This is a genomic window from Haloimpatiens lingqiaonensis, assembly GCF_901447495.1.
Taxonomy (GTDB): domain Bacteria; phylum Bacillota; class Clostridia; order Clostridiales; family Clostridiaceae; genus Haloimpatiens; species Haloimpatiens lingqiaonensis.
Genome location: NZ_CABDWS010000034.1, coordinates 1 through 20,231 on the forward strand (window position 1 = coordinate 1; position 20,231 = coordinate 20,231).

The 20,231-nt window shown below is 29.2% G+C and carries 20 protein-coding genes and 1 other annotated feature; of the genes, 11 read left to right on the plus strand and 9 right to left on the minus strand.

What is annotated here, in order from left to right; genetic code table 11:
* Positions 1–657 precede the first annotated feature (657 nt).
* The 6 genes from FGK85_RS08195 to FGK85_RS08220 all read left to right on the plus strand — a co-directional run bounded on the left by FGK85_RS08195 (position 658) and on the right by FGK85_RS08220 (position 6,493).
* On the plus strand, positions 658–1,818 hold the full coding sequence (locus tag FGK85_RS08195) for an AlbA family DNA-binding domain-containing protein (RefSeq protein WP_138205501.1): 1,161 nt from the start codon (positions 658–660) through the stop codon (positions 1,816–1,818).
* 75 nt (positions 1,819–1,893) lie between these two features.
* Positions 1,894–2,304, plus strand: coding sequence for a hypothetical protein (locus FGK85_RS08200; protein WP_138205503.1), 411 nt, complete (start codon positions 1,894–1,896; stop codon positions 2,302–2,304).
* Positions 2,305–2,492: 188 nt separating this feature from the next.
* Positions 2,493–3,710: a tyrosine--tRNA ligase gene (gene tyrS, locus FGK85_RS08205; protein ID WP_138205505.1), complete on the plus strand. Its 1,218-nt coding sequence runs from the start codon at positions 2,493–2,495 to the stop codon at positions 3,708–3,710.
* Positions 3,711–3,819: 109 nt separating this feature from the next.
* The gene (locus FGK85_RS08210; protein ID WP_138205507.1) at positions 3,820–5,448 is read left to right on the plus strand and encodes a hypothetical protein; all 1,629 of its coding nucleotides are present in this window, start codon (positions 3,820–3,822) and stop codon (positions 5,446–5,448) included.
* 78 nt (positions 5,449–5,526) lie between these two features.
* On the plus strand, positions 5,527–5,790 hold the full coding sequence (locus FGK85_RS08215) for an EscU/YscU/HrcU family type III secretion system export apparatus switch protein (protein ID WP_138205509.1): 264 nt from the start codon (positions 5,527–5,529) through the stop codon (positions 5,788–5,790).
* A 13-nt stretch (positions 5,791–5,803) separates the two neighbouring features.
* On the plus strand, positions 5,804–6,493 hold the full coding sequence (locus FGK85_RS08220) for a metallophosphoesterase (protein WP_138205511.1): 690 nt from the start codon (positions 5,804–5,806) through the stop codon (positions 6,491–6,493).
* 69 nt (positions 6,494–6,562) lie between these two features.
* Here the strand turns inward: FGK85_RS08220 and FGK85_RS08225 are convergent, their stop codons facing one another.
* Positions 6,563–7,354: a DUF2225 domain-containing protein gene (locus FGK85_RS08225; RefSeq protein ID WP_243122839.1), complete on the minus strand. Its 792-nt coding sequence runs from the start codon at positions 7,352–7,354 to the stop codon at positions 6,563–6,565.
* A 197-nt stretch (positions 7,355–7,551) separates the two neighbouring features.
* Here FGK85_RS08225 and yjbM point away from each other — a divergent pair, with 197 nt between their 5' ends.
* A complete protein-coding gene (gene yjbM, locus FGK85_RS08230) occupies positions 7,552–8,340 on the plus strand; it encodes a GTP diphosphokinase (RefSeq protein WP_138205513.1) in 789 nt (262 codons plus the stop codon).
* Between the two features lie 112 nt (positions 8,341–8,452).
* On the opposite strand, the gene leuS is transcribed toward yjbM, so the two are convergent.
* On the minus strand, positions 8,453–10,891 hold the full coding sequence (leuS, locus tag FGK85_RS08235; RefSeq protein ID WP_138205516.1) for a leucine--tRNA ligase: 2,439 nt from the start codon (positions 10,889–10,891) through the stop codon (positions 8,453–8,455).
* Positions 10,892–11,022: 131 nt separating this feature from the next.
* Positions 11,023–11,228 (minus strand) — a binding site (T-box leader).
* Between the two features lie 521 nt (positions 11,229–11,749).
* Between leuS and FGK85_RS15745 the strand changes: the two genes are divergently transcribed.
* Entirely contained in the window at positions 11,750–11,875 is a 126-nt protein-coding gene (locus FGK85_RS15745) for a hypothetical protein (RefSeq protein WP_279232914.1), read from the plus strand.
* 74 nt (positions 11,876–11,949) lie between these two features.
* Here the strand turns inward: FGK85_RS15745 and FGK85_RS08245 are convergent, their stop codons facing one another.
* From FGK85_RS08245 to FGK85_RS08255, 3 genes are read right to left on the minus strand one after another with little or no spacing between them, the layout of a single operon-like run.
* Entirely contained in the window at positions 11,950–12,579 is a 630-nt protein-coding gene (locus FGK85_RS08245) for a DnaJ domain-containing protein (RefSeq protein ID WP_138205520.1), read from the minus strand.
* The gene (locus FGK85_RS08250; protein WP_138205522.1) at positions 12,563–13,444 is read right to left on the minus strand and encodes a DUF5685 family protein; all 882 of its coding nucleotides are present in this window, start codon (positions 13,442–13,444) and stop codon (positions 12,563–12,565) included. The genes FGK85_RS08245 and FGK85_RS08250 overlap by 17 nt, the downstream gene beginning before the upstream one ends.
* On the minus strand, positions 13,444–13,992 hold the full coding sequence (locus FGK85_RS08255; protein WP_138205524.1) for a class IV adenylate cyclase: 549 nt from the start codon (positions 13,990–13,992) through the stop codon (positions 13,444–13,446). Before FGK85_RS08255 ends, FGK85_RS08250 begins: the two co-directional genes overlap by 1 nt.
* Before the next feature lie 139 nt (positions 13,993–14,131).
* Between FGK85_RS08255 and FGK85_RS08260 the strand changes: the two genes are divergently transcribed.
* The gene (locus FGK85_RS08260; protein WP_138205526.1) at positions 14,132–14,347 is read left to right on the plus strand and encodes a hypothetical protein; all 216 of its coding nucleotides are present in this window, start codon (positions 14,132–14,134) and stop codon (positions 14,345–14,347) included.
* A gap of 143 nt (positions 14,348–14,490) precedes the next feature.
* The gene (locus FGK85_RS08265) at positions 14,491–14,769 is read left to right on the plus strand and encodes a spore coat protein (RefSeq protein ID WP_138205528.1); all 279 of its coding nucleotides are present in this window, start codon (positions 14,491–14,493) and stop codon (positions 14,767–14,769) included.
* Positions 14,770–15,296: 527 nt separating this feature from the next.
* On the opposite strand, the gene truA is transcribed toward FGK85_RS08265, so the two are convergent.
* Complete coding sequence (gene truA / locus FGK85_RS08270; protein WP_138205530.1) at positions 15,297–16,034, minus strand: tRNA pseudouridine(38-40) synthase TruA; 738 nt, start codon at positions 16,032–16,034, stop codon at positions 15,297–15,299.
* 286 nt (positions 16,035–16,320) lie between these two features.
* On the opposite strand from truA, the gene FGK85_RS08275 reads away from it, so the two are divergent.
* Complete coding sequence (locus FGK85_RS08275) at positions 16,321–17,355, plus strand: nucleoid-associated protein (RefSeq protein ID WP_138205532.1); 1,035 nt, start codon at positions 16,321–16,323, stop codon at positions 17,353–17,355.
* 207 nt (positions 17,356–17,562) lie between these two features.
* Here FGK85_RS08275 and fba read toward each other — a convergent pair whose 3' ends face one another.
* The 3 genes from fba to FGK85_RS08290 all read right to left on the minus strand — a co-directional run bounded on the left by fba (position 17,563) and on the right by FGK85_RS08290 (position 20,220).
* On the minus strand, positions 17,563–18,510 hold the full coding sequence (gene fba / locus FGK85_RS08280; protein WP_138205534.1) for a class II fructose-1,6-bisphosphate aldolase: 948 nt from the start codon (positions 18,508–18,510) through the stop codon (positions 17,563–17,565).
* Between the two features lie 640 nt (positions 18,511–19,150).
* Positions 19,151–19,531 carry a DUF4363 family protein gene (locus FGK85_RS08285; protein WP_138205536.1) on the minus strand — a complete coding sequence of 127 codons (381 nt, stop codon included), beginning with the start codon at positions 19,529–19,531 and terminating at the stop codon, positions 19,151–19,153.
* Positions 19,531–20,220: a YetF domain-containing protein gene (locus tag FGK85_RS08290; protein ID WP_138205538.1), complete on the minus strand. Its 690-nt coding sequence runs from the start codon at positions 20,218–20,220 to the stop codon at positions 19,531–19,533. The genes FGK85_RS08285 and FGK85_RS08290 overlap by 1 nt, the downstream gene beginning before the upstream one ends.
* Positions 20,221–20,231 lie beyond the last annotated feature (11 nt).

Sequence of the window (20,231 nt, forward strand, 5' to 3'; positions counted from 1 at the left end):
GAAAGATTTATTATAGAAAATGGTTGGCATAACCCACTATTTGTAAAAACTTAATCAAATATAAAACTGGAAATTGATTTTAAAGATTTCTTGGGGTAGGGGATAGTGTAATTATTTTTGCGACCTAACGGTCTGCGGGCTTACCAGCCCTTTAAGTAAGTGTAAAAAGATACAATTCCAGTAAAAATAAAATTTTTACTGGAATTTAGGTGCTAAATCTCTGAGATTTATACAAACAATTGCCTTTCGGCAAAATAAATTGAATTTTAGTTACTACTTTATTTTAATAAGTATCATGTAAATTTTCGAAAGGCTCCGCCTAATTCTTAAATTGCGATGCAATTTTATAATGGACAAGGGACAATGGACAATGGACAATGAAGGAAGTTTTTCTTACAGAAAAACTAAAATTTTAAAAGACCTAAACATAGAATTTATCTATATTTAGGTCTTTTTCTGTTTTTAATTTTAGTTTTGCATTAGCAAAACATCCATAATTGTCAACTGTCAATTGTCAATTGTCAATTATAAGAATGTTGCGTCGCAACATTCTTATGTTGTAAGTTTAATAAAAACTCTGATAAAATACTATATAATGAAATAAAATAAAATAGGAATAATAAAATAGTAGTACAAGAATGTTTTGGAGTGATAATTTTGGATAAAAAGAAGCTAGAAAATCTTTTGAAAAAAGAAGAAGGGCCTAAATTAGATTTTAAACAAAGCTTAGATATAAATACTGATACAGGTAAGAAGGAATTGGTTAAGGATGTGTGTGCTATTGCCAATTCTCAGGGGGGAAGAGGTCACATCATAATAGGTGTTGAAGATAAAACTAAAAAAATAATAGGAATAAACACTGAAGAGATAGTAGAAGAACAAATACAGCAGGTGGTAAGTTCTAGATGCGATCCGCCTATACCAATATCTGTAGAGAAAGTGAAGTATAATGGCAAGGATTTAGCTGTAATAGCAATATATTATGGTGAACAAAAGCCATATCAGGTAAGAGATAATGGAGCTTTTTATATAAGAAGGGGCTCTACCACAGATATCATGAGAAAAGATGAGCTAGTATCTTCCTTCGAAAATAATATGAATTTAAATAGTGAGCTTTGTTCTATAATTAAAAGTAGTCCAGAAGTTTTGGATATGGAGCTTATTAAAAAATATTTTAAGTATAATAATATAGAATTAAATGATGAAAATAAATATATATTAATGGAAGGTGCCTCTATTATAAATAGAGATAAGGATACTAATGAATACTGTGTTACCCTAGGAGGGCTTTTAGTATTTTCAAAGGTAAACAATATTTTTCTTCCACAAAATATTATAAGAATAGTGAATAGAATAAACAAATCTCTAGGAGAAGTTTTTATAATAAAAGGCCAGCTTTTAGAAATGCTTGATGAAGTAGAAGAAAAACTCTACAGCATTTTGCCAGAGGGCTATCCTATTTATGCTCTTTTAGAGGGAGTTAAAAATGCTGTGCTTTATAGGGATTACACTATTTTTACTAGGGAAATAGAAATTATAATAAATTATAATAGTGTGGTTTTATGCAGTCCTGGAGCTTTAATTAGGGGAAAAAATATTCAATCACTTAACTACGTTAAAAGAAATATGTGGATATATGAAAAATTGATAACCCTTGATGAAAAGAAAAGATTTAATCATGGGGGCACTGGATTTACTAGGATTAAGGGAGCCTTTAAAAAATATGGAAAAGTGGTATTTATAAATTCATCCTATGGAAATACTTTTAAAATTATATATCCAGGTATAAAAAATGTAAAAAATAATATTCAGAGTTAATATTGCAAAAATATTCTGAATATTATATAATATATAAAACAGCACCTAAATATTAGAGTAAGGGGTTGATTTAAAATGATTTGTGTTTTTTGTGGTGAAAAAGGTTCAGGTAAAACAAAAGAGCTTATTAGACTAGCTAATGAAAAGGCTTTAACTAGCAAGGGAAATTTAGTGTACATTGATGATGATTCTAGACCAAGTTGTGAACTTAAAAGTAGTATTAGATTTATTTCTACAGATGATTTTATTTTAAAAGATTATAAGAGTTTTTATGGTTTCTTGTGCGGCATTTTGTCAGAAGACTACGATATTGAGACTGTTTTCATAGATGGTCTAGGTAATATTGTAAAAGAAGGTCTTAAGGATGCGGCACATTTGTTTTATAATTTAGAAGAATTATCGGAAAGATATGAAGTGGATTTCTATATAAACATTAATGAAGTAGAGAAAAATGTGCCTGAGTTTGTAAAAAAATATATAGCATAAAGGCACTTAATATACCTATATGATGATAATATTTCTATTTAGGAATATGCATTTTAATTGCTAGTGTTAAAAAGTTTTTGTGTTGTTAAAAAGTTTTTAAAATGATATAATAAATTCATTAAGAAGATTACTATCTCCCCTTTTAAGCAAAGGGGAGTTTTATTTTAACTTTATAGGAGGAATAATAGATGAGCAATGTTTATGATATTCTATCAGAACGTGGTTACATAAAACAAACCACTCATGATGAGATAAAGGATATTTTAGGTAAAGAGAAAATTACATTTTACATAGGATTTGATCCAACTGCTGATAGTCTTCACGTGGGTCACTTTATTGCACTTATGTTTATGGCTCATATGCAAAGAGCTGGACATAGACCTATTGCATTAGTTGGTGGCGGTACTGCTATGATAGGAGATCCTTCTGGTAGAACAGATATGAGACAAATGATGACTAAGGAAACTATTGATCACAATGTTAGTTGCATAAAGGAACAGATGAAAAGATTTATAGATTTTACTGATGACAAGGCTATACTTGTAAATAATGCAGATTGGCTTTTAGATTTAAATTACATAGAATTTATAAGAGATATAGGTTCTTGTTTTTCTGTAAATAAGATGCTTACAGCAGAATGTTTTAAACAAAGATTAGAGAAAGGATTATCTTTCTTAGAATTTAACTATATGCTTATGCAAGGTTATGATTTCCTTGAACTTTATAGAAAATACAATTGTACTATGGAATTAGGTGGAGATGATCAGTGGTCTAATATGTTAGCTGGTATCGACCTTGTAAGAAGAAAGGAATCAAAACCAGTATATGCTATGACTTGCGCTCTTTTAACTAATAGTGAAGGAAATAAAATGGGTAAAACTGCAAAAGGAGCATTATGGTTAGACCCTAAGAAAACATCTCCATATGATTTTTATCAATATTGGAGAAATGTAAATGATGCGGATGTAGAAAAATGTCTTTCACTTTTAACTTTTGTACCTATGGAAGAAGTTAAGAGATTAAGTGCTTTAAAGGATGCACAAATTAATGAAGCTAAAAGAGTATTAGCTTATGAAGTTACAAAATTAGTGCATGGTGAAGAAGAGGCTAAAAAGTCTCAAGAGGCAGCAGAGGCTTTATTTGGTGCAGGAAGCAAACTTGATAATGTACCAACTGTAGAAGTTGGAAAGGAAAAGATAGGTTCTTCTTTATTGGAAGTATTAGTTGATGGAGGAATAGTTCCATCTAAATCAGAAGGTAGAAGACTTATACAGCAGGGTGGATTAACAGTTAATGATGAAAAAATAACTGATGCTAATAGTAATTTACAAGAAGAATTTTTCCAAGATGGTTACGCTTTAGTTAAGAGAGGAAAGAAAAAATTCTATAAACTTCAGCTTAAATAGTAATTTAATTTATAAAATAAAGAGTTAAGAGTTAAACAGAACTTTTGACTCTTTATTTTTTGAAATTATACGATAATAAAGAAAAGAAGTTTTTAAGGTGGGATTTTAAATGCCAGAAATAAGAAATATACCGGGAGTATACCAAGTAAATAGTAAAAGAAATAGAGAAAAATTAACTTTTGAATTGGGAGAAAAGTTTTTGGCTAGAATTGTAGATGCAGGGGAAGAAGAGATTATACTTAAACTTTTGGATGGTTGGAAATTTACAGCTAAATTAAAGAATCCTTTAGATTATGTTCCCAATGGATTAATTAAGTTTCAGGTAGAGGCCTTTGAAGACGGAAACCTTATATTAAAGTTACTTCAAGAGCAATCTTTAAATAAGACACAGGAAGATAGCGTAGAGGAATTTTTAAAAAATAGCAATATGAATTTAAATAAAGATGATTCAGATATATTAAGGGAAATGTTAAAACATAATATTCCTTTGACTAAAGAAAATATATCTTATATAAAAAATATAGATAATTTGATGCAGAAAATACATAATGAAGATTATATAAACAATTTTATAGATAAGTATTTATCCAGCAAAGGAATATCATTAGATTCACAAGAAGGTTCAGAAATAAAAAATCTATTAAAGGAATTTTTTACCTCTCTTGAAAAATTGAATTTAGATGATGTTTTAATATTATATGAAAATAATATAGAGATTTCAAAAGAAAACATTGATGGTTTTATAAATGTATTTAAAGGCTCAAAGGATATTTTTACATTATTAAAGAGCTTTGAGGAAAATATATTTGAACAGGAAAAATTTTTAAAGGATGCTGCTCATGGAAATGTAAAAGAACAAGTAAAAGCCAGTTATAATGAAAATAATTATGATTATAAAAATGAAAATAGCAATGGTGTGAATTCACAAAAATTAATTCAAGGAAACACTGACAGCAGTAATGGGAATAACATTAAGGATAATGCTGCTATGACTAGTGCAGAAATCAACAATAAAAACAATATTGAAAATAAAAATGCTCAAAGTAAAGTTGAAAGTGATATATCAAACAAAAATATTCAAAATAAAACTGAAAACACTAATGAAAATAAAAGTATTCAAAGTAATGCTGAAAATAAAGCTAAAGAGGCTATGGAAAATATAAATAGGGATATTACTAGGGAGGATTTACATAAGGAAGTTAAGAATCAATTAGAAACTAAAACTAATGAGATGAAAAATATTATAAAGGATTTAATGTCAAACATTATTAAAGAGGATTCAAAAGCATATCATAAGGTAATGGAGATGCTTAAGGAAAATGTCAATAATTTTAAAATATTTAATTCTTTAAGCAATGAATATTATTATTTAGATTTGCCCATAAATATAAGAGACAACAATTACCCTTTTAAATTGGTAATAAAGGACGGGAGAGAAAAGGGAAAAATTATAGATACTAAAAATGTAAAGATAGCTACTTCCATTAAGACTATAAATATGGGAGTGGTGGATACGTTTATTAGGGTAGATAATGCAATAATGAATGTAGAAATAAAATGTGGAAAAAGTTGGACTAAGATAATGGAAAAAAATAAGGAGAAACTATTGGAAATGCTGTGCAATAGCAATTATAATATTTATGTACAGGTAAGTGAAAAAGAAGAGGAATTTAATTTATCTAATTGCAGGGAGTTTTTTGGAGATTCTGGATTAAATAAATTAAATGTTAAAGTATAATTACTCATATCTAATAATTAAGTTATTTTATTTTTTACTTGCATATATTATGTAAAATAGTCTAGAATGGAGAAAGTTATGGATAAAAATAATAAAGCAGCAGCTTTAAAATATGATATGAATTATGACGCTCCTATAGTTACAGCAGCTGGCATGGGGGAAATAGCTGATAAGATATTAGAGAAGGCTAATGAAAATAATGTGCCTATAGTATATAATGAAGAACTAGCTAATTTACTATTAAATGTAGATGTAGGCAGCAGTATACCTTACGAATTATATGATACAGTAGCAAAAGTAATAGCTTACGTAATGGATGTGGATTCATCAATAAAAAAATAAAGGAGTTATAAATATGGCATTATATGCTTTATCAGATTTGCATTTATCCTTAAGTGCAGATAAACCTATGGATATCTTCGGAGAGAATTGGAGAGACCATGATGAAAAAATTAAAAACAATTGGATTAACAAAATAAAAGAGGAAGATACTATTTTAATTGCAGGAGATATATCTTGGTCCATGAATATGGAAGAGGGAATTAAGGAATTACAATGGGTTAATGATCTTCCAGGAAGAAAAATATTTGTTAAGGGAAACCATGATTATTGGTGGACAGGGATAACTAAACTAAATAATTTGTATGATCATATGAATTTTATACAGAACAATTATTTTATATATGAAGATTACGCTATTTGCGGTACTCGTGGATGGATAATACCTTATGGGGATAATTCTACAGAACACAACAAAAAAATATATAATAGGGAATTAATAAGGCTGAAGTTATCATTAGATAGTGCTAAGAAAAACGGATTTAAAAAGATTATAGTAATGCTTCATTATCCACCTACTAATGATAAGTTTCAAAACACAGAAATTATAGATATGTTAAAGGAATATGAAGTTGAAAAAGTAGTATATGGTCATTTGCATGGACCATCCTTAAAAAGGCTTTTTCAAGGTAATATAGATGGCATAGAATATATAGTTACTTCTGCAGATTATTTAGATTTCAATCCAATAAAAATATTAGATTAGGCATGTATAAAAGGCTGATAAAATTCCAACTATTATGTTAGTGGAGTTTATCAGCCTAAATTATTGTACTTAACGATTTAAAGCTTTAATCAAATCTCTTTGATCTCTTGCCAGTTCTTTTAATTTGAACTTGACTCCAGGCTGGGTTATAACTTTGCTGAACCATAATAAAGCTTTTTCATCATTTCCAATTCTTCTGTTAATTTCTCCAATTAAATACATAGTTGTGTATCTGTCCATACCGTATATAGGTAATGATTCTTTAAAAAAAGCATTTTCAAAGCCATTAAGAGCTTGGTTTAAAAATTCATTTTCATTTTCATTAAGGTTTTTTAATCTATACATCCAAGCTAGCTTTAAACAAGCCATGGCCTTTTTACTAGAAACTGTTTCTGTAATGTAATAATTTAATAAGGCCAATTTATATCGTTCTATGGCTATATCTGCATTAAATTCCTCAGGATATTCTCTTTTTTTCCATCTAGGAGTGATTTTTTCTTTTACTAAACTTATTTCATGACTTTTTATTTTTAAAAAATCTGCTTTCATAGCTGAATATCCGCAACAAGGGCAAACCCATACATCATAGAAATAAGGATTAATAAATCTATATCTTATAAAAAAATCACTGTCTTTTGTATCCATAACATAAGCGGAGGTTTTTACGGCTTTTTCTTTAAATTTATTATTACATACAGGGCATAGAATTTCTTTTTTATATAAAAATTTACAATTATTATTGTCTAACTTATTTTCCATATGTTTTTTCGCTTCTTTCTCGCTAGCTGTATTGTATAAGTCCACATTATGTATATCGTTAAAACCTAGCTTTTCTAAACCAGAAAATATGTTGTCGTTCAAAATATCACCTAATCTAATAAACAGAGCTCTTAGCTTCAGATGGAGTTTTAACTCCAACTGAAGGTTAGAGATCGTTATCCAGGGACGTAGCTGGATTAATAAAAATATTATAACATATAATTATCATATGTATAATATTTTGGTATAATGGAATAAATACAGGGTAATAAAAATAGATAGAAAAGGATGAAGAGCATATGGCAATAATACAATGGAGTGGATTTTTAATACCGTATTATCAAGCAGTTGAGGAACTTAAAGTTAAGTTTAGAAGCATAAGAAGAGAGTATAGAAAAAAGAATGAATATTCTCCTATTGAATTTGTAACAGGAAGGGTAAAAGAAATATCTAGTATATTGGAAAAAGCCAATAAATTTAATATACCTTTAGATAGAATAGAATATGAAATGGAAGATATAGCTGGCATAAGAATAATGTGCCAATTTGTAGATGATATAGAAAAGGTTGTGGAACTTGTAAGAAGCAGAAAGGACATGCAGATAATTTATGAAAAGGATTATGTAACTAATGTTAAACAAAGTGGGTATAGAAGCCATCATGTGATAATAAGGTATCCGGTAAACATGGCTGAAGGACAGAAATTCATATTGGCAGAACTTCAAATAAGAACTTTGGCAATGAATTTTTGGGCTACTATAGAACATTCATTAAACTATAAATATAAGCATGATATACCAGAGGATGTAAAAGTTAAATTAAAAAGCGCCGCAGATGCAGCTTTTAATTTAGATGAAGAAATGTCCAAAATAAAAGAGGAGATAAAGGATGCACAGAAGCTTTTCGAAGTTAAGTCCAGCATAGTATCGGATATAATGAATAACATATTAGTTTTAACTTCTATAGGTAAGGTAAGCGAAGCAAATACCTACAGAAAACAGTTGGATAGACTTATAGAAAAGGGAGAAATATACGAGTTAAATGAGCTTTTAAATTTAACACAAAAAATTGTAGACAGATACAAATAAAGAATTAAATTTAATCCCTAATCTCCAGTCTCCAATCCCCAACAATATAATCGGGGACTAGGCACTAGAAACTAGGGATTTCCTTTATTACTTATTACTTATTACTTTTTACTTATTTCGCAACTATATTAACAAGTCTACCTTTAATTACAATTACTTTTTTCACATCTTTGCCCTCTAGATTTTCTTTTACTTTTTCATCATCTAAAGCAGCTTCTTTTATAGCCTCTTCATTTAAGCTAGAAGATATATTTATTTTAGACTTAATTTTGCCATTTATTTGAATAGCTATTTCTATTTCATCTTTAACTAAAGCAGCTGGATTAAATACTGGCCATTGTTCATTGAATACTGAAAAATCTTTTCCTATTAAAGACCATTGTTCTTCTGCAAAATGTGGTGCAAAAGGAGATATTAATTTTATGAAATCTACAACTGTTTCTTTTAAGAAAGCAGCATTTATAATTTCTTCACTGCAGTATTTTGACAAAGCAGTATTGAATTCCATAAGTCTTGCTATAGCAGTGTTAAATTGAAGTTTTTCAGCATCCTCAGATACATTTTTTATAGCGTAATGTCTGCTATAGTTAAGTTCCTTTTCTTCTTTATCCATGGAGTCTTTAACTTTTTCTTTTGAATTAATTCTATCTATAGCACTTTGAAGAGTTCTTTCTATTCTGTCTATAAATTTAGATACAGCCTTTATTCCTTCATCACTCCATGCTCCACCTTCTTCATAGGCAAATCCAAACATCAAGTACATTCTAAATACATCTGAGCCAAATTCCTTTATATATTCATCAGGAGAAATAGTATTTCCCTTAGATTTACTCATTTTTTGTCCATCAGGTCCAAGAATAAGTCCTTGGTGTTTTAAAGATTTAAAAGGCTCATCAAAATTAATGTAACCCATATCTCTTAAGGCTTTGGTAACAAATCTTGCATATAAAAGGTGCATACAAGCATGTTCAGGACCGCCTACATACATGTCAACTGGTAGCAGTTTATTAACCTTTTCGCTGTCAAAGGCCTTTTCAGAATTATTGTTATCCACATATCTTAAGAAGTACCAGGAAGAGCAAACAAAAGTATCTAAAGTGTCTGCTTCACGTTTTGCAGGTCCTCCACATACAGGACAAGTAGTGTTTATAAAATCATCGCACTTAGCCAATGGAGATTTTCCATCTGGAGCAAATTCTACATTGTATGGAAGTTCTACTGGAAGCTGTTCTTCTGGTATTGCTACAGTTCCACATTTGTCACAGTATACTATAGGAATAGGAGCTCCCCAGTATCTTTGTCTTGATATAAGCCAATCTCTAAGTCTATAATTAGTTTTTCCAGAACCACAGTTTAGGGATTCAAGCTTTTTAACTATAGCCTCTTTAGCTTCTTCAGATTTAAGTCCAGTAAATTCATCACTATTTACAAGAGTTCCATATTCAGTGTAAGGAAGTTCTTCTCCTCCTTCTATAACCCTAACTATTGGAAGATTGTATTTTGTAGCAAAAGCAAAGTCTCTTTCATCATGAGCAGGAACGGCCATAACTGCTCCAGTACCATAAGTTGCAAGTACATAATCACCTACCCAAACAGGTACTTCTTTGCCGTTTACAGGGTTTATAGCGTAAGAACCAGTAAATACACCAGTTTTTTCTCTTGTTATGGATTGTCTTTCTATTTCTGATTGTTTTTTAGCTGCAGCTTTGTAATCTTCAACAGCTTCTTTAAATTCTTCCTTAGTTAATTCATCTACTAAAGGATTTTCAGGAGCTAAAACCACATAGGAAACTCCAAATAAAGTATCAGCTCTAGTAGTGAAAACATCAAAAGCTATGGAGCTGTCTTTTACTTTAAAGTTTACTTCTGCACCAGTGGATTTTCCAATCCAATGTTTTTGCATAGCTTTAGTTCTTTCAGGCCAATCTAGATCATCTAATTTTTCCAAAAGTTCTTCTGCATAATTAGTAATTTTAAAGAACCATTGAGTTAAGTCTTTTTTAGTAACTTCTGTATCACATCTTTCGCAGCAGCCATCTACAACTTGCTCATTAGCTAGAACAGTATTACAGCTAGGGCACCAGTTTACAGGAGCTTTCTTTCTATAAGCTAATCCTTTTTCATAAAGTTTTAAGAAAACCCATTGAGTCCATTTGTAGTAATCAGGTTTGCAAGTTACCAATTCATGATCCCAGTTGAACATAGCGCCCATAGCTCTTAATTGTTTTTCCATAGTCTCAATATTCTTATCAGTAGAATCCTTTGGGTGAATTCCAGTTTTTATAGCATAGTTTTCTGCTGGAAGTCCAAAAGCATCAAAACCCATAGGTTGGAATACATTATATCCTTGCATTCTCTTCATTCTAGCCCAAGAATCCACAGGACCATAGTTAAACCAGTGACCAGCATGAAGCTTACTTCCAGAAGGATAAGAAAACATTTCTAATGTATATAATTTTGGCTTATTACTATTTTCATCAAAATTATAAAGTCCAGATTCTTCCCATTTCTTTTGCCATTTTTGGTCTATAATTGTTCCGTAATTGCTCATATACATATCAGATTAAGAAAACCTGGGGAAACTTAACCTTCTCCCTTCTAATTTATTTTTATTGCTTCCAAGTTTTTTATTTATAATAAGTAAATTTATATTTTTGTAAATAAAAAAATCCTTCATCTCTATTAAGAGACGAAAGATCTATCCGCGGTACCACTCTTTTTAGGCTTTAGTAAAATAAAACCTCTCTTCAAAATATAACGGTTTAACCGTATCTGTTTTTAACAGATATGCTCTGAGGCAAGTTCACACTATAGCATTACTGTTTTGCACCAAGCAACAGCTCTCTTTAAATGCATCTAATACTACTACTCCTCTTCAATGCTTTAAATATTAAATTTAAAAAAGATATTACTAACATATTATATACAAAAAACAAATATTGTCAATAGTAATTATTTGAATTTTCCTATAAACAGAGCTCTTAGCTTCAGATGGAGTTAAAAAACTCCAACTGAAGGTTAGAGATCGTTATCCAGGGACGTAGCTGCCGTTAACTCCCACTTTGTTAGAAGTGGGAGTGTTACGGCAGGTAGTCATCGGATAAAATGTTTTTTTAAATAGCTTATAAATATAGTAAGGACGTAGTCATAAAATAAGAATACAAATTGAGAAACAAAAAATACTAAATATTTATAGTTATAAAAGCGAGCATCTATTTGATCTATAAACATAAATTTTAAAATAAGGTATATTATAACTAAAAAAATATTAAAGGTAAAAAGTTTAAACATAATTTCTAGCGGAAGTTTTTGTAGTTTTTCAATATAAAACTTTATTATTCCATATAATCCGAAGAATAGTATATATATAACTACGGTGCCTCTTGGACCTAAGAGCCATAAGCTCACTATGGAAGAAACTAAGTATACAAGCAGGGCATACTTAAGATCTAACATTAATATACACAAAGGTATAATAAGTGATGCAGCTCCGAGAAAAAGAAGTCTATTAGTAGGAATTACAGTGCTTAAGTAAATAAGTAAAATACTTAAAGCAGCAAATAGCCCACCTTTGGCAGTGTAAGAGGCTTTATTCATATTAACCATCTCCTAACAACAAGAAATTAAATCTCCTCCACAGCATTCACATAGACAGTCAGCGCAATAAAGACCAGCACATATTTTGCACATATCATTATCAGAATCATTTCGAGTCCTATAGCTTTGTCTATAAGAATTATTCATCCTTTGTAGTTGGTTATAAGCATCCCTGTATTCAGGGTTATTAGGTTCTAAATTATATGCATTGGTTAAGTGTGTTAATCCCTGATCATACCAGCCTTTTTTCATATAAAGTACACCCATTAGGTAATGCCACTGAGCATCCCTATTCATAATTTTATTTAGTTTAGCTTCTGCCTCTCTTAAATTATTATTTTGAATGTCCATTCTTATGTATTGATATGCCATATTGTCAGAATAAGTATTATTTCCATAGCTATTATTTGTGTAATTGTTGCTATTATTATAAGTATTGTTGTTGTAGGCATTATTATGATTTTTCATTAAATAATCATAGGCTTCATTGATTTCTCTCATTTTAGTTTCTGCTAATTCCCTAAGGGGATTATTTTCATATTGATCTGGATGATATTTTTTAGCTAGCTCTCTATAAGCTCTTTTAATATCATCTATAGAAGAATTTTGACTAACTCCTAAAACTTCATAGGGATTGCTCATGATTAAGGTCACTCCTTTTAAAAACTTTGTCCATTTTTTCCATTAAACCAAACATTAATATATTTTCTAATAAATCATTGTTTTTATTTATAGGTAGTTTTTTTAAATACATAAGGCAGTTATTGGCACAGGCAACTAATGAAAAATCTATTCTATTTTCTATATCCTTAGAAAATTCTTCGAAAGGCCTGTTATTAACATTTAAATATTTATTTATAGGATTAAATTTATTTTTTTTCATGTCATCTTCTAAATCGTCAAAGGCATCAATTATGTATATCCATTTTCCTAAATTATAGCCTAACCAGTATAAATCATTCTCAAAATCTTCATTGTTAAAATAATTTACAAGTAAAAATCCCGTAAGATCACCAAAAGCATGAGAATATTCATCAATGCTGTATTTATCTGCTGAATTTTCTAAAAAATAAAGCTCTTTTAATTTATTTTCTACGGAAGTTTCAATTTCACTAAGATCTTTAGGTATATTTTTTAAATAACGTCCTAAAAAGGTACTTAGTATTTTGCTTTTTATATTTTTATCATCATTAAAATCATCTAAAAGTTTGTAATAAAATAAAACTACATTGCAAAAGGAAGCGTAATCCAGCGCAGGATTGCCTTCCATTACTAGATTTTTCTTTAAGGGATGAACTGGGCAAAAGGATTTTTTAAATGAAGCATCCTTATTACTTAGGGAATCAATAAGTATAGCTAAAAAGGTCATATCGTAATTTAAAGAAAATCTAGGTAAATTTCCATAGTTATTTTTAATGCTTTTACACAATCCACAGTAATAGGCTTTGAATTTATAATATTCCTTAACCTTTAACTCAGGAATGCATGGAGTAACATATCCAAACATTATAATCCTTTTGTAACTCCTTTATCTTTTAATATTTCATATATAGTTTTTGAAGTAGTATCTTCCATAGCGTATCCTAAAAGATGAACTACTTCCTTTAGTTGATTTTCATGGCAGCTTTCGATTTCAATATAAGGAAAAGGACAAAAATCCTTTTGATTAATATCTATTTCAATAAGAGTGTCTTTGAATTTATAGCTTTCTCTGTATTTTTGTATTCCTTGAACTAGGCATAAGCCAAGAGATTCAAAAATTTTTTTACCTTCTTCACTACTTAAAATTTCTGTTTCATTTTCTTCCATTACCTTATACTTTTCTGAGCTTAATAATTTTTTTACTGTCATATAGTTTGTAATTTTATTTTTAATTAAATCTTCTACAATTCTTATTCTAGCATAACCTTTATTATTTAAAAGCTTTTTATCTGGAAAATCATATATTAAATTTGTTTGATTTTCCTCCTTTACTTTAGCGCAACCTAAAGAAAGTAATTTACTTCTTATGCTATCTACATCTATTTCTATAATTCTAATTTCCATTTCTTTCAAAAAAATCACTCCTTATTACTAAAATATTATATCATAGTGAAAAATTAACCACAATTGAATTAAGTACTTCAAATATTTATAGTCATTGAGGAAACAATAATAAATGTAGTTACAAATAATTTATAGGAGGGTGAATTTTATGAATACTATGAATCCAGGAAATAATCAACTAGACGCTAGAAATTTAAAAACACTAGAAGATCAGCTAGCATATGAAGCTTTAATGAACAAAAAATGTAGCCAATATGCTGAATACTGTACAGATGCAAACTTAAAGCAAGTTTGTCAGCAGGGCGCAGCAACACATAAAACAAACTTTACAGCTCTAAAAAATTATTTAGATTCTCATAACTAAATTTTAAAATAAGCAAGAGCTATTTCCCTAAAAAACATCACATACCCATAAAATATAATTTAAATACTGGTAGATTTAAATATATTGAAAGTAATTAAAAGTATTCAAATGTAAAAATATAAATTAAGAAAGGATGATACTAAATGACAAATCAACCATCATTTACAGAGCAAGAATTAATGCAAGATATACTTGCCACAGAAAAACAAGTTATATCAGCGTATGGCACTGGAATAACTGAATCATCATGCCCAAATTTAAGAAATGTATTAGTAGATAATTTTAGCCGTACACAAGATATACAATATAAAGTTTACGATGCCATGAGACAAAAGGGATGGTATCAAACTAAGGATGCTCAAGACAATGAAGTGCAACAAGCAAAAAATAAATCCACTACAATGATGAATTCACTAAAATAGCTTAAGTGGGCTAGTTAGACAGTGTGCTAATATTGGATAAATTGGAATTTGTGGAGGAAGTACGAAGTGACAATTGACAATTGAGAATTAAGTAAGAAGTAGAAGATTAGGTACTAGGTACTGGGTGCTAGGTACTAGGAAAGGAAGATTTTCCTCCACTGCGTTACGGAAAATCTTTAATTGAATAAATGATATAGTGGAAAAGGTATAACTGATTCATTAAACGAAGAGGTTATACCTTTTTTTTAGGGGCTTAAAAAATTTTTTATCCAGAGACGTAGCTGCCGTAACACTCCCACTTTTAATAAAGTGGGAGATAACGGCAGCTACGTCCCTGGATAACGAGCTCTAACCTTCAGTTGGAGTAAAAACTCCATTTGAAGGTTAGAGCTCTGTTTATTGGCGGCAGCCAACGAAAATATAGAAATATCAAATATCAAATAATGTTGAAATTCCTATGGAATTTCTTGAATTTATATTTTCTTAAAACTCCCTCATGAGTTTTATCCTTCCCTAGCACCTAGCCCCTAATAAACTACCCTAGTCAAAAAAAGTCCATGAGCTGGAGCTGTAGGGCCGGATTGACTACGATCCTTTAGGAACAATAAATGGGGTATGGAATCAGATTCTATATTACTAAGGCCTACCTCTATAAGTGTTCCAGCAAGTATTCTTACCATTTTGTATAAAAAGCCATTTCCATGAAAAACCATATCTATATTTCCATCTTCCTCGATTATATTGATAGAATAAATTTGCCTAACGGTGGATTTCTTTTTAGATTTTAAAGCTGTGAAAGATTTAAAATCATGCTCTCCAACTAAAAAAGAGGCAGCTTCTCTCATTTTATCTATATTTAGTTTAGTAGGGATATGATAAGAATATTTTCTTGTAAATACATTGTGAAATGTATTGTTACATATTTTGTATGTATATATCTTTTCTTTTGCATTATATCTAGAATGAAAATTTTCATCTACTTCATCTACTTTTTTTACCACTATATCCTTTGGCATATATGTATTGCAGTAGTGGAAAATTTCTTCTGTAGAGGAAGTGCAATTTGTTTTAAAGTTTGCAACAGCATTTTCTGCATGAACACCTGCATCAGTTCTGCCTGAACATGTTAGTTCAATATTTTCATTGGTAAATAAGCTTAAAATGCTTTCCATTTTCTCCTGTATAGTGTTTGGGGTGTTTCTAAGTCTTTGCCATCCTTGATATTTGGTTCCGTCATATTGAAAAGTTAATTTTATATTTCTCATATAAATTGCTCCTTTTTTATAAATTTATCATAATACTCAGTGGTTATTTACATCAATATACCACGTAATATAATAAATACAAATAGTATAAATTATATTATTTCATATAATTGTATATTAAACCACTGTAATCTGTAATATACAATTATATAATAAAAATTTATAATTTAAAATTTAAAAAGTAATAGTAAAAAAGAAGAATTCACGATTAAGTAGTCATGTTTGTAAACATACTAATCTTATGCTATTATTTTTTAAGAATAGAATAGGAAAAAGGGTGGTAAATATGGAATACGTAAATGATATAGCCATAAATGAAGGCATAATACATGTATTGGATAACAATGGGGAAGAGCCATTGTTAAATGAGCGTGTACTTACTATAAATGATGAAATATATGAATTTTTATTAAAACACGTTCAAAGGGTGTTTAAGGATGAGGAACTAAAGTATGCTTCTTTTAAACAAAATAGAAACGTAATAAAAGATTTATCTCAAGAGTATTTAAGGGGAGAAAATAGTCTTTTAGAAGTTTCAAAGGAGCTGGCCAATCAGCTATTTTCTCTTATGAAATCCAATGGAAACATACCTTCTTGTGATCTTATAGTAGTTAGTATATCCACAGAATATGGACCTATGCTGGGAATTATTAAAATGGATTATATAAAAAATTATTCTCATAAGGTAGAGTTTAAAGATGGTAAATTTGATATAGACATAATAACTCAGCTTACAGGACTACCAACCAGTGGAGAAAAAATTCAAAAGGCTGCTTTTATAAAATTATTAAATGAGGATAATGAAGTAGACTTAATGGTTTTAGATAAACAGAAGAAGACTAAAGATAAAGAAGAGTATGGATCTAATTATTTTATAAATAACTATTTAGGATGCTTTTTAATAAATAATGAAAGAGATATGACAAAAAACTTTTTAAATGCTGCGGAAAAATGGACCAGAAATAATTTGAGCGAAAATGCTGATGTAGCTGAAAAGGTGAGAAGTACCATTAAAAAAAGAGTTAAAAATGGAGAAGTTATAGATGTAAACTCCATAAGTGATGAATTGTTTTTAGAACCAGAAATTAGAGATAATTTTAGGGGCTATGTTAAAGAATCAGGTGTGGAAGATGAAGTTAAAATAGATAAGGAATGGGTAGAGAAAAAATTAAAGAGGGTTAGACTTAAAATTGATAAGGATATAGATTTATATATAGATGAAGAAACCTATGGAGATAACAGCAGATTTGAAATTCAAAGAAATGGTGATGGAACTATAAACATGGTAATAAAATTTGTTAAAAATTATATAGAAAAATAAGCAAAATAAGCAAAATAATAATTTATAATACTTAGTGCTCAATCAAATATAATAACTAATACTTAATCTACAGTGCTTAAATAAACATAATTTCTAAGTATTAATTTTTAATCATTAGCCTATAAATAAATATAATCCCTAATTTCTAGTTACTAATCCTCAAATGAGTAGGGGATTAGTAACTGGTGATTAGGGATTAATAAAAAATTAGTTATTTGAGTTTTCAGAACCTAATATATTGTCTATTTTATCTTCAACTAATTTTTGTATTGCATCTCTAGCAGGTCCTAAGTATTTTCTTGGGTCAAATTCTTTTGGATTTTCACCAAATACTTTTCTTATAGAACCAGTCATAGCTAATCTTAAGTCAGTGTCCATGTTTATTTTGCATACTGCCATGGAAGAAGCTTTTCTTAACATTTCAGCAGGAACACCTTTAGCACCAGCTATATTTCCACCATAATTATTGCACATTTCAACATACATAGGTTCTACAGCAGAAGCTCCGTGAAGAACTATTGGATAGTTTTTAAATCCATTAGCTTCTAACTTATCAGTGATTTGTTGAAGAATGTCAAATCTTAGTTTAGCTTCTCCTTTAAATTTATAAGCACCGTGGCTTGTTCCTATAGCTATAGCTAAAGAATCAACACCAGTTCTTTTAACAAATTCTAAAGCTTCATCTGGATCAGTGTATATAGCTTCGTGTTCAGCAACCTTAACATCATCTTCCACACCAGCAAGTCTTCCAAGTTCAGCTTCAACTACAACTCCTCTTTCGTGAGCATATTCTACTATTTCTTTTGTTCTTTTGATGTTTTCTTCAAACTCATAGTGAGAACCATCAAACATAACAGATGTAAATCCAGCATCTATAACTTCTTTTACTGTTTCAAAATCTGGACCGTGATCTAAATGAAGAGCTATATCTATACCAGTTTCTTCTATAGCAGCTTCAACCATTTTTTTCAAATAACCAGCTCCAGCATATTTTAGAGCTCCCTTTGATACTTGAAGTATAACTGCAGAATTTCTAGCTTTACAACCTCTTACCACACCTTGAATTATCTCTAAGTTGTTAATATTGAAAGCTCCTATTGCGTATTTGCCTTCAAAAGCCTTTTGGAACATTTCTTTAGTAGTTACTAATGCCATTTAAATACCACCTTTCAAACATTATTAGGACATATCGCGTCCCACTGGGACGATATTTTATATTAATATTATAAAGCATTAAAAAAATATTTTCTATACTTATTATAATTTATTTTATAAACTTAATAAAGGAATGCATTTAATCCTATTGATGATTAATATTTTATTTCTAATTAACTTTTGTATTTATAAGATAAATTTTAATGTTTAAGGATAAAGTTCCATTAGGAGTTATTTTAAATTTAAAATATAAATTTCAGAAGTTTACTATAAATTCTAATTCTTCTTTTAAAATGGGTAAGTTTATCCAGAGACGTAGCTGCCGTAACACTCCCACTTCTAACAAAGTGGGAGATAACGGCAGCTACGTCCATGGATAACGATCTCTAACCTTCAGTTGGAGTAAAAACTCCATCTGAAGCTAAGAGCTCTGTTTATATGAAACATAATAATATACTTTAAATACAATAATATTATACACTATTTTTGCACAAAAACCAAATATAGTATATCATAATTATAAATGTATGTTTAAATATATTCTAAAATTTTAACATATATTATTATTTTTAATATGTATTACTTTTTATATTAAATTTTGCTGAGTATCTATATGTTCTAATAATATACTGTATGTGTTTTAAAATATGTTCTGCATATTAATTTTTTCAGAATCTATTATATTTTTTAAATAAGTTTTTATTACATGAATTTTAGCTAAGGATTCAGATTTATCGTGACATTTAACGTATTGTGTTAGCTGAAGTAATTCATTGTTTATAGCATCTATTTTTTCATGATGTACAAATATTGTTAATTTATCATATTCTTTTTCCCAAGTATTTAATAGGTTTACGGAAGTATTATATCCATTATCCCAAGATTCAGCTTTTATGATTTTTTCCAACTTCGAGTTTTTATCTAAAAGATTATTGCATACAGAAGTCATATATCTAGTAGAATAAATCATTCCGAATACCATGCACACAAATATTAAAAATGAAATTACTATATTTTTCATTATTTATCACTCTCCAAGCTATTTTTAAGTTGATAATAGAAATTGCCTTTGGAATCTAACAATCCTATAAATACATCTTCCACAGAGGATATGTTATTTTTAAATATTTGATTATTTAACCAGTCCATGGTTTTATTTGCTTTATTTAAATTTTCACTATTGATTTTACCATCTAAAATTAATGTTATAGGTAATTTTTCTTGGGGCACTTGTATACCTAAATCCTCCTTTTTTACTGGAGTTAATTGAGAATTAGGTATTATGGAAAGTTGACCGCTGGTTTCTAAAATAGCATATTCAATGTCCTGTAAGTTAAAATATCCATTTAATCTAAGCTCCTCCATTAAGTCATTTAAGTTTATTCGTTGGTGTCTAAGCTCTTGAATATTTACTTTTCCATCTTCTATAAGGATGCTTGGTTTACCACAAATTAGTTTTTGAACTTTTTCACTTTTTAATTGAACTACAGAAATTATAATTTGGATAATAAGCAAAGTTAGAACAGGTATTATTCCATTTATTAATGGCATTCTACTATCTTGCATAGGCATAGATGCAAGTTCTGATATCATAATGGCTATAACTAATTCAAAGGGTTGCAATTCACCAATTTGCCTTTTGCCCATCAATCTTAGAGCTAAAATAGATATAAAATATAGAATTATAGTTCTAAAAATTAAAACAAACATAATTAATACCT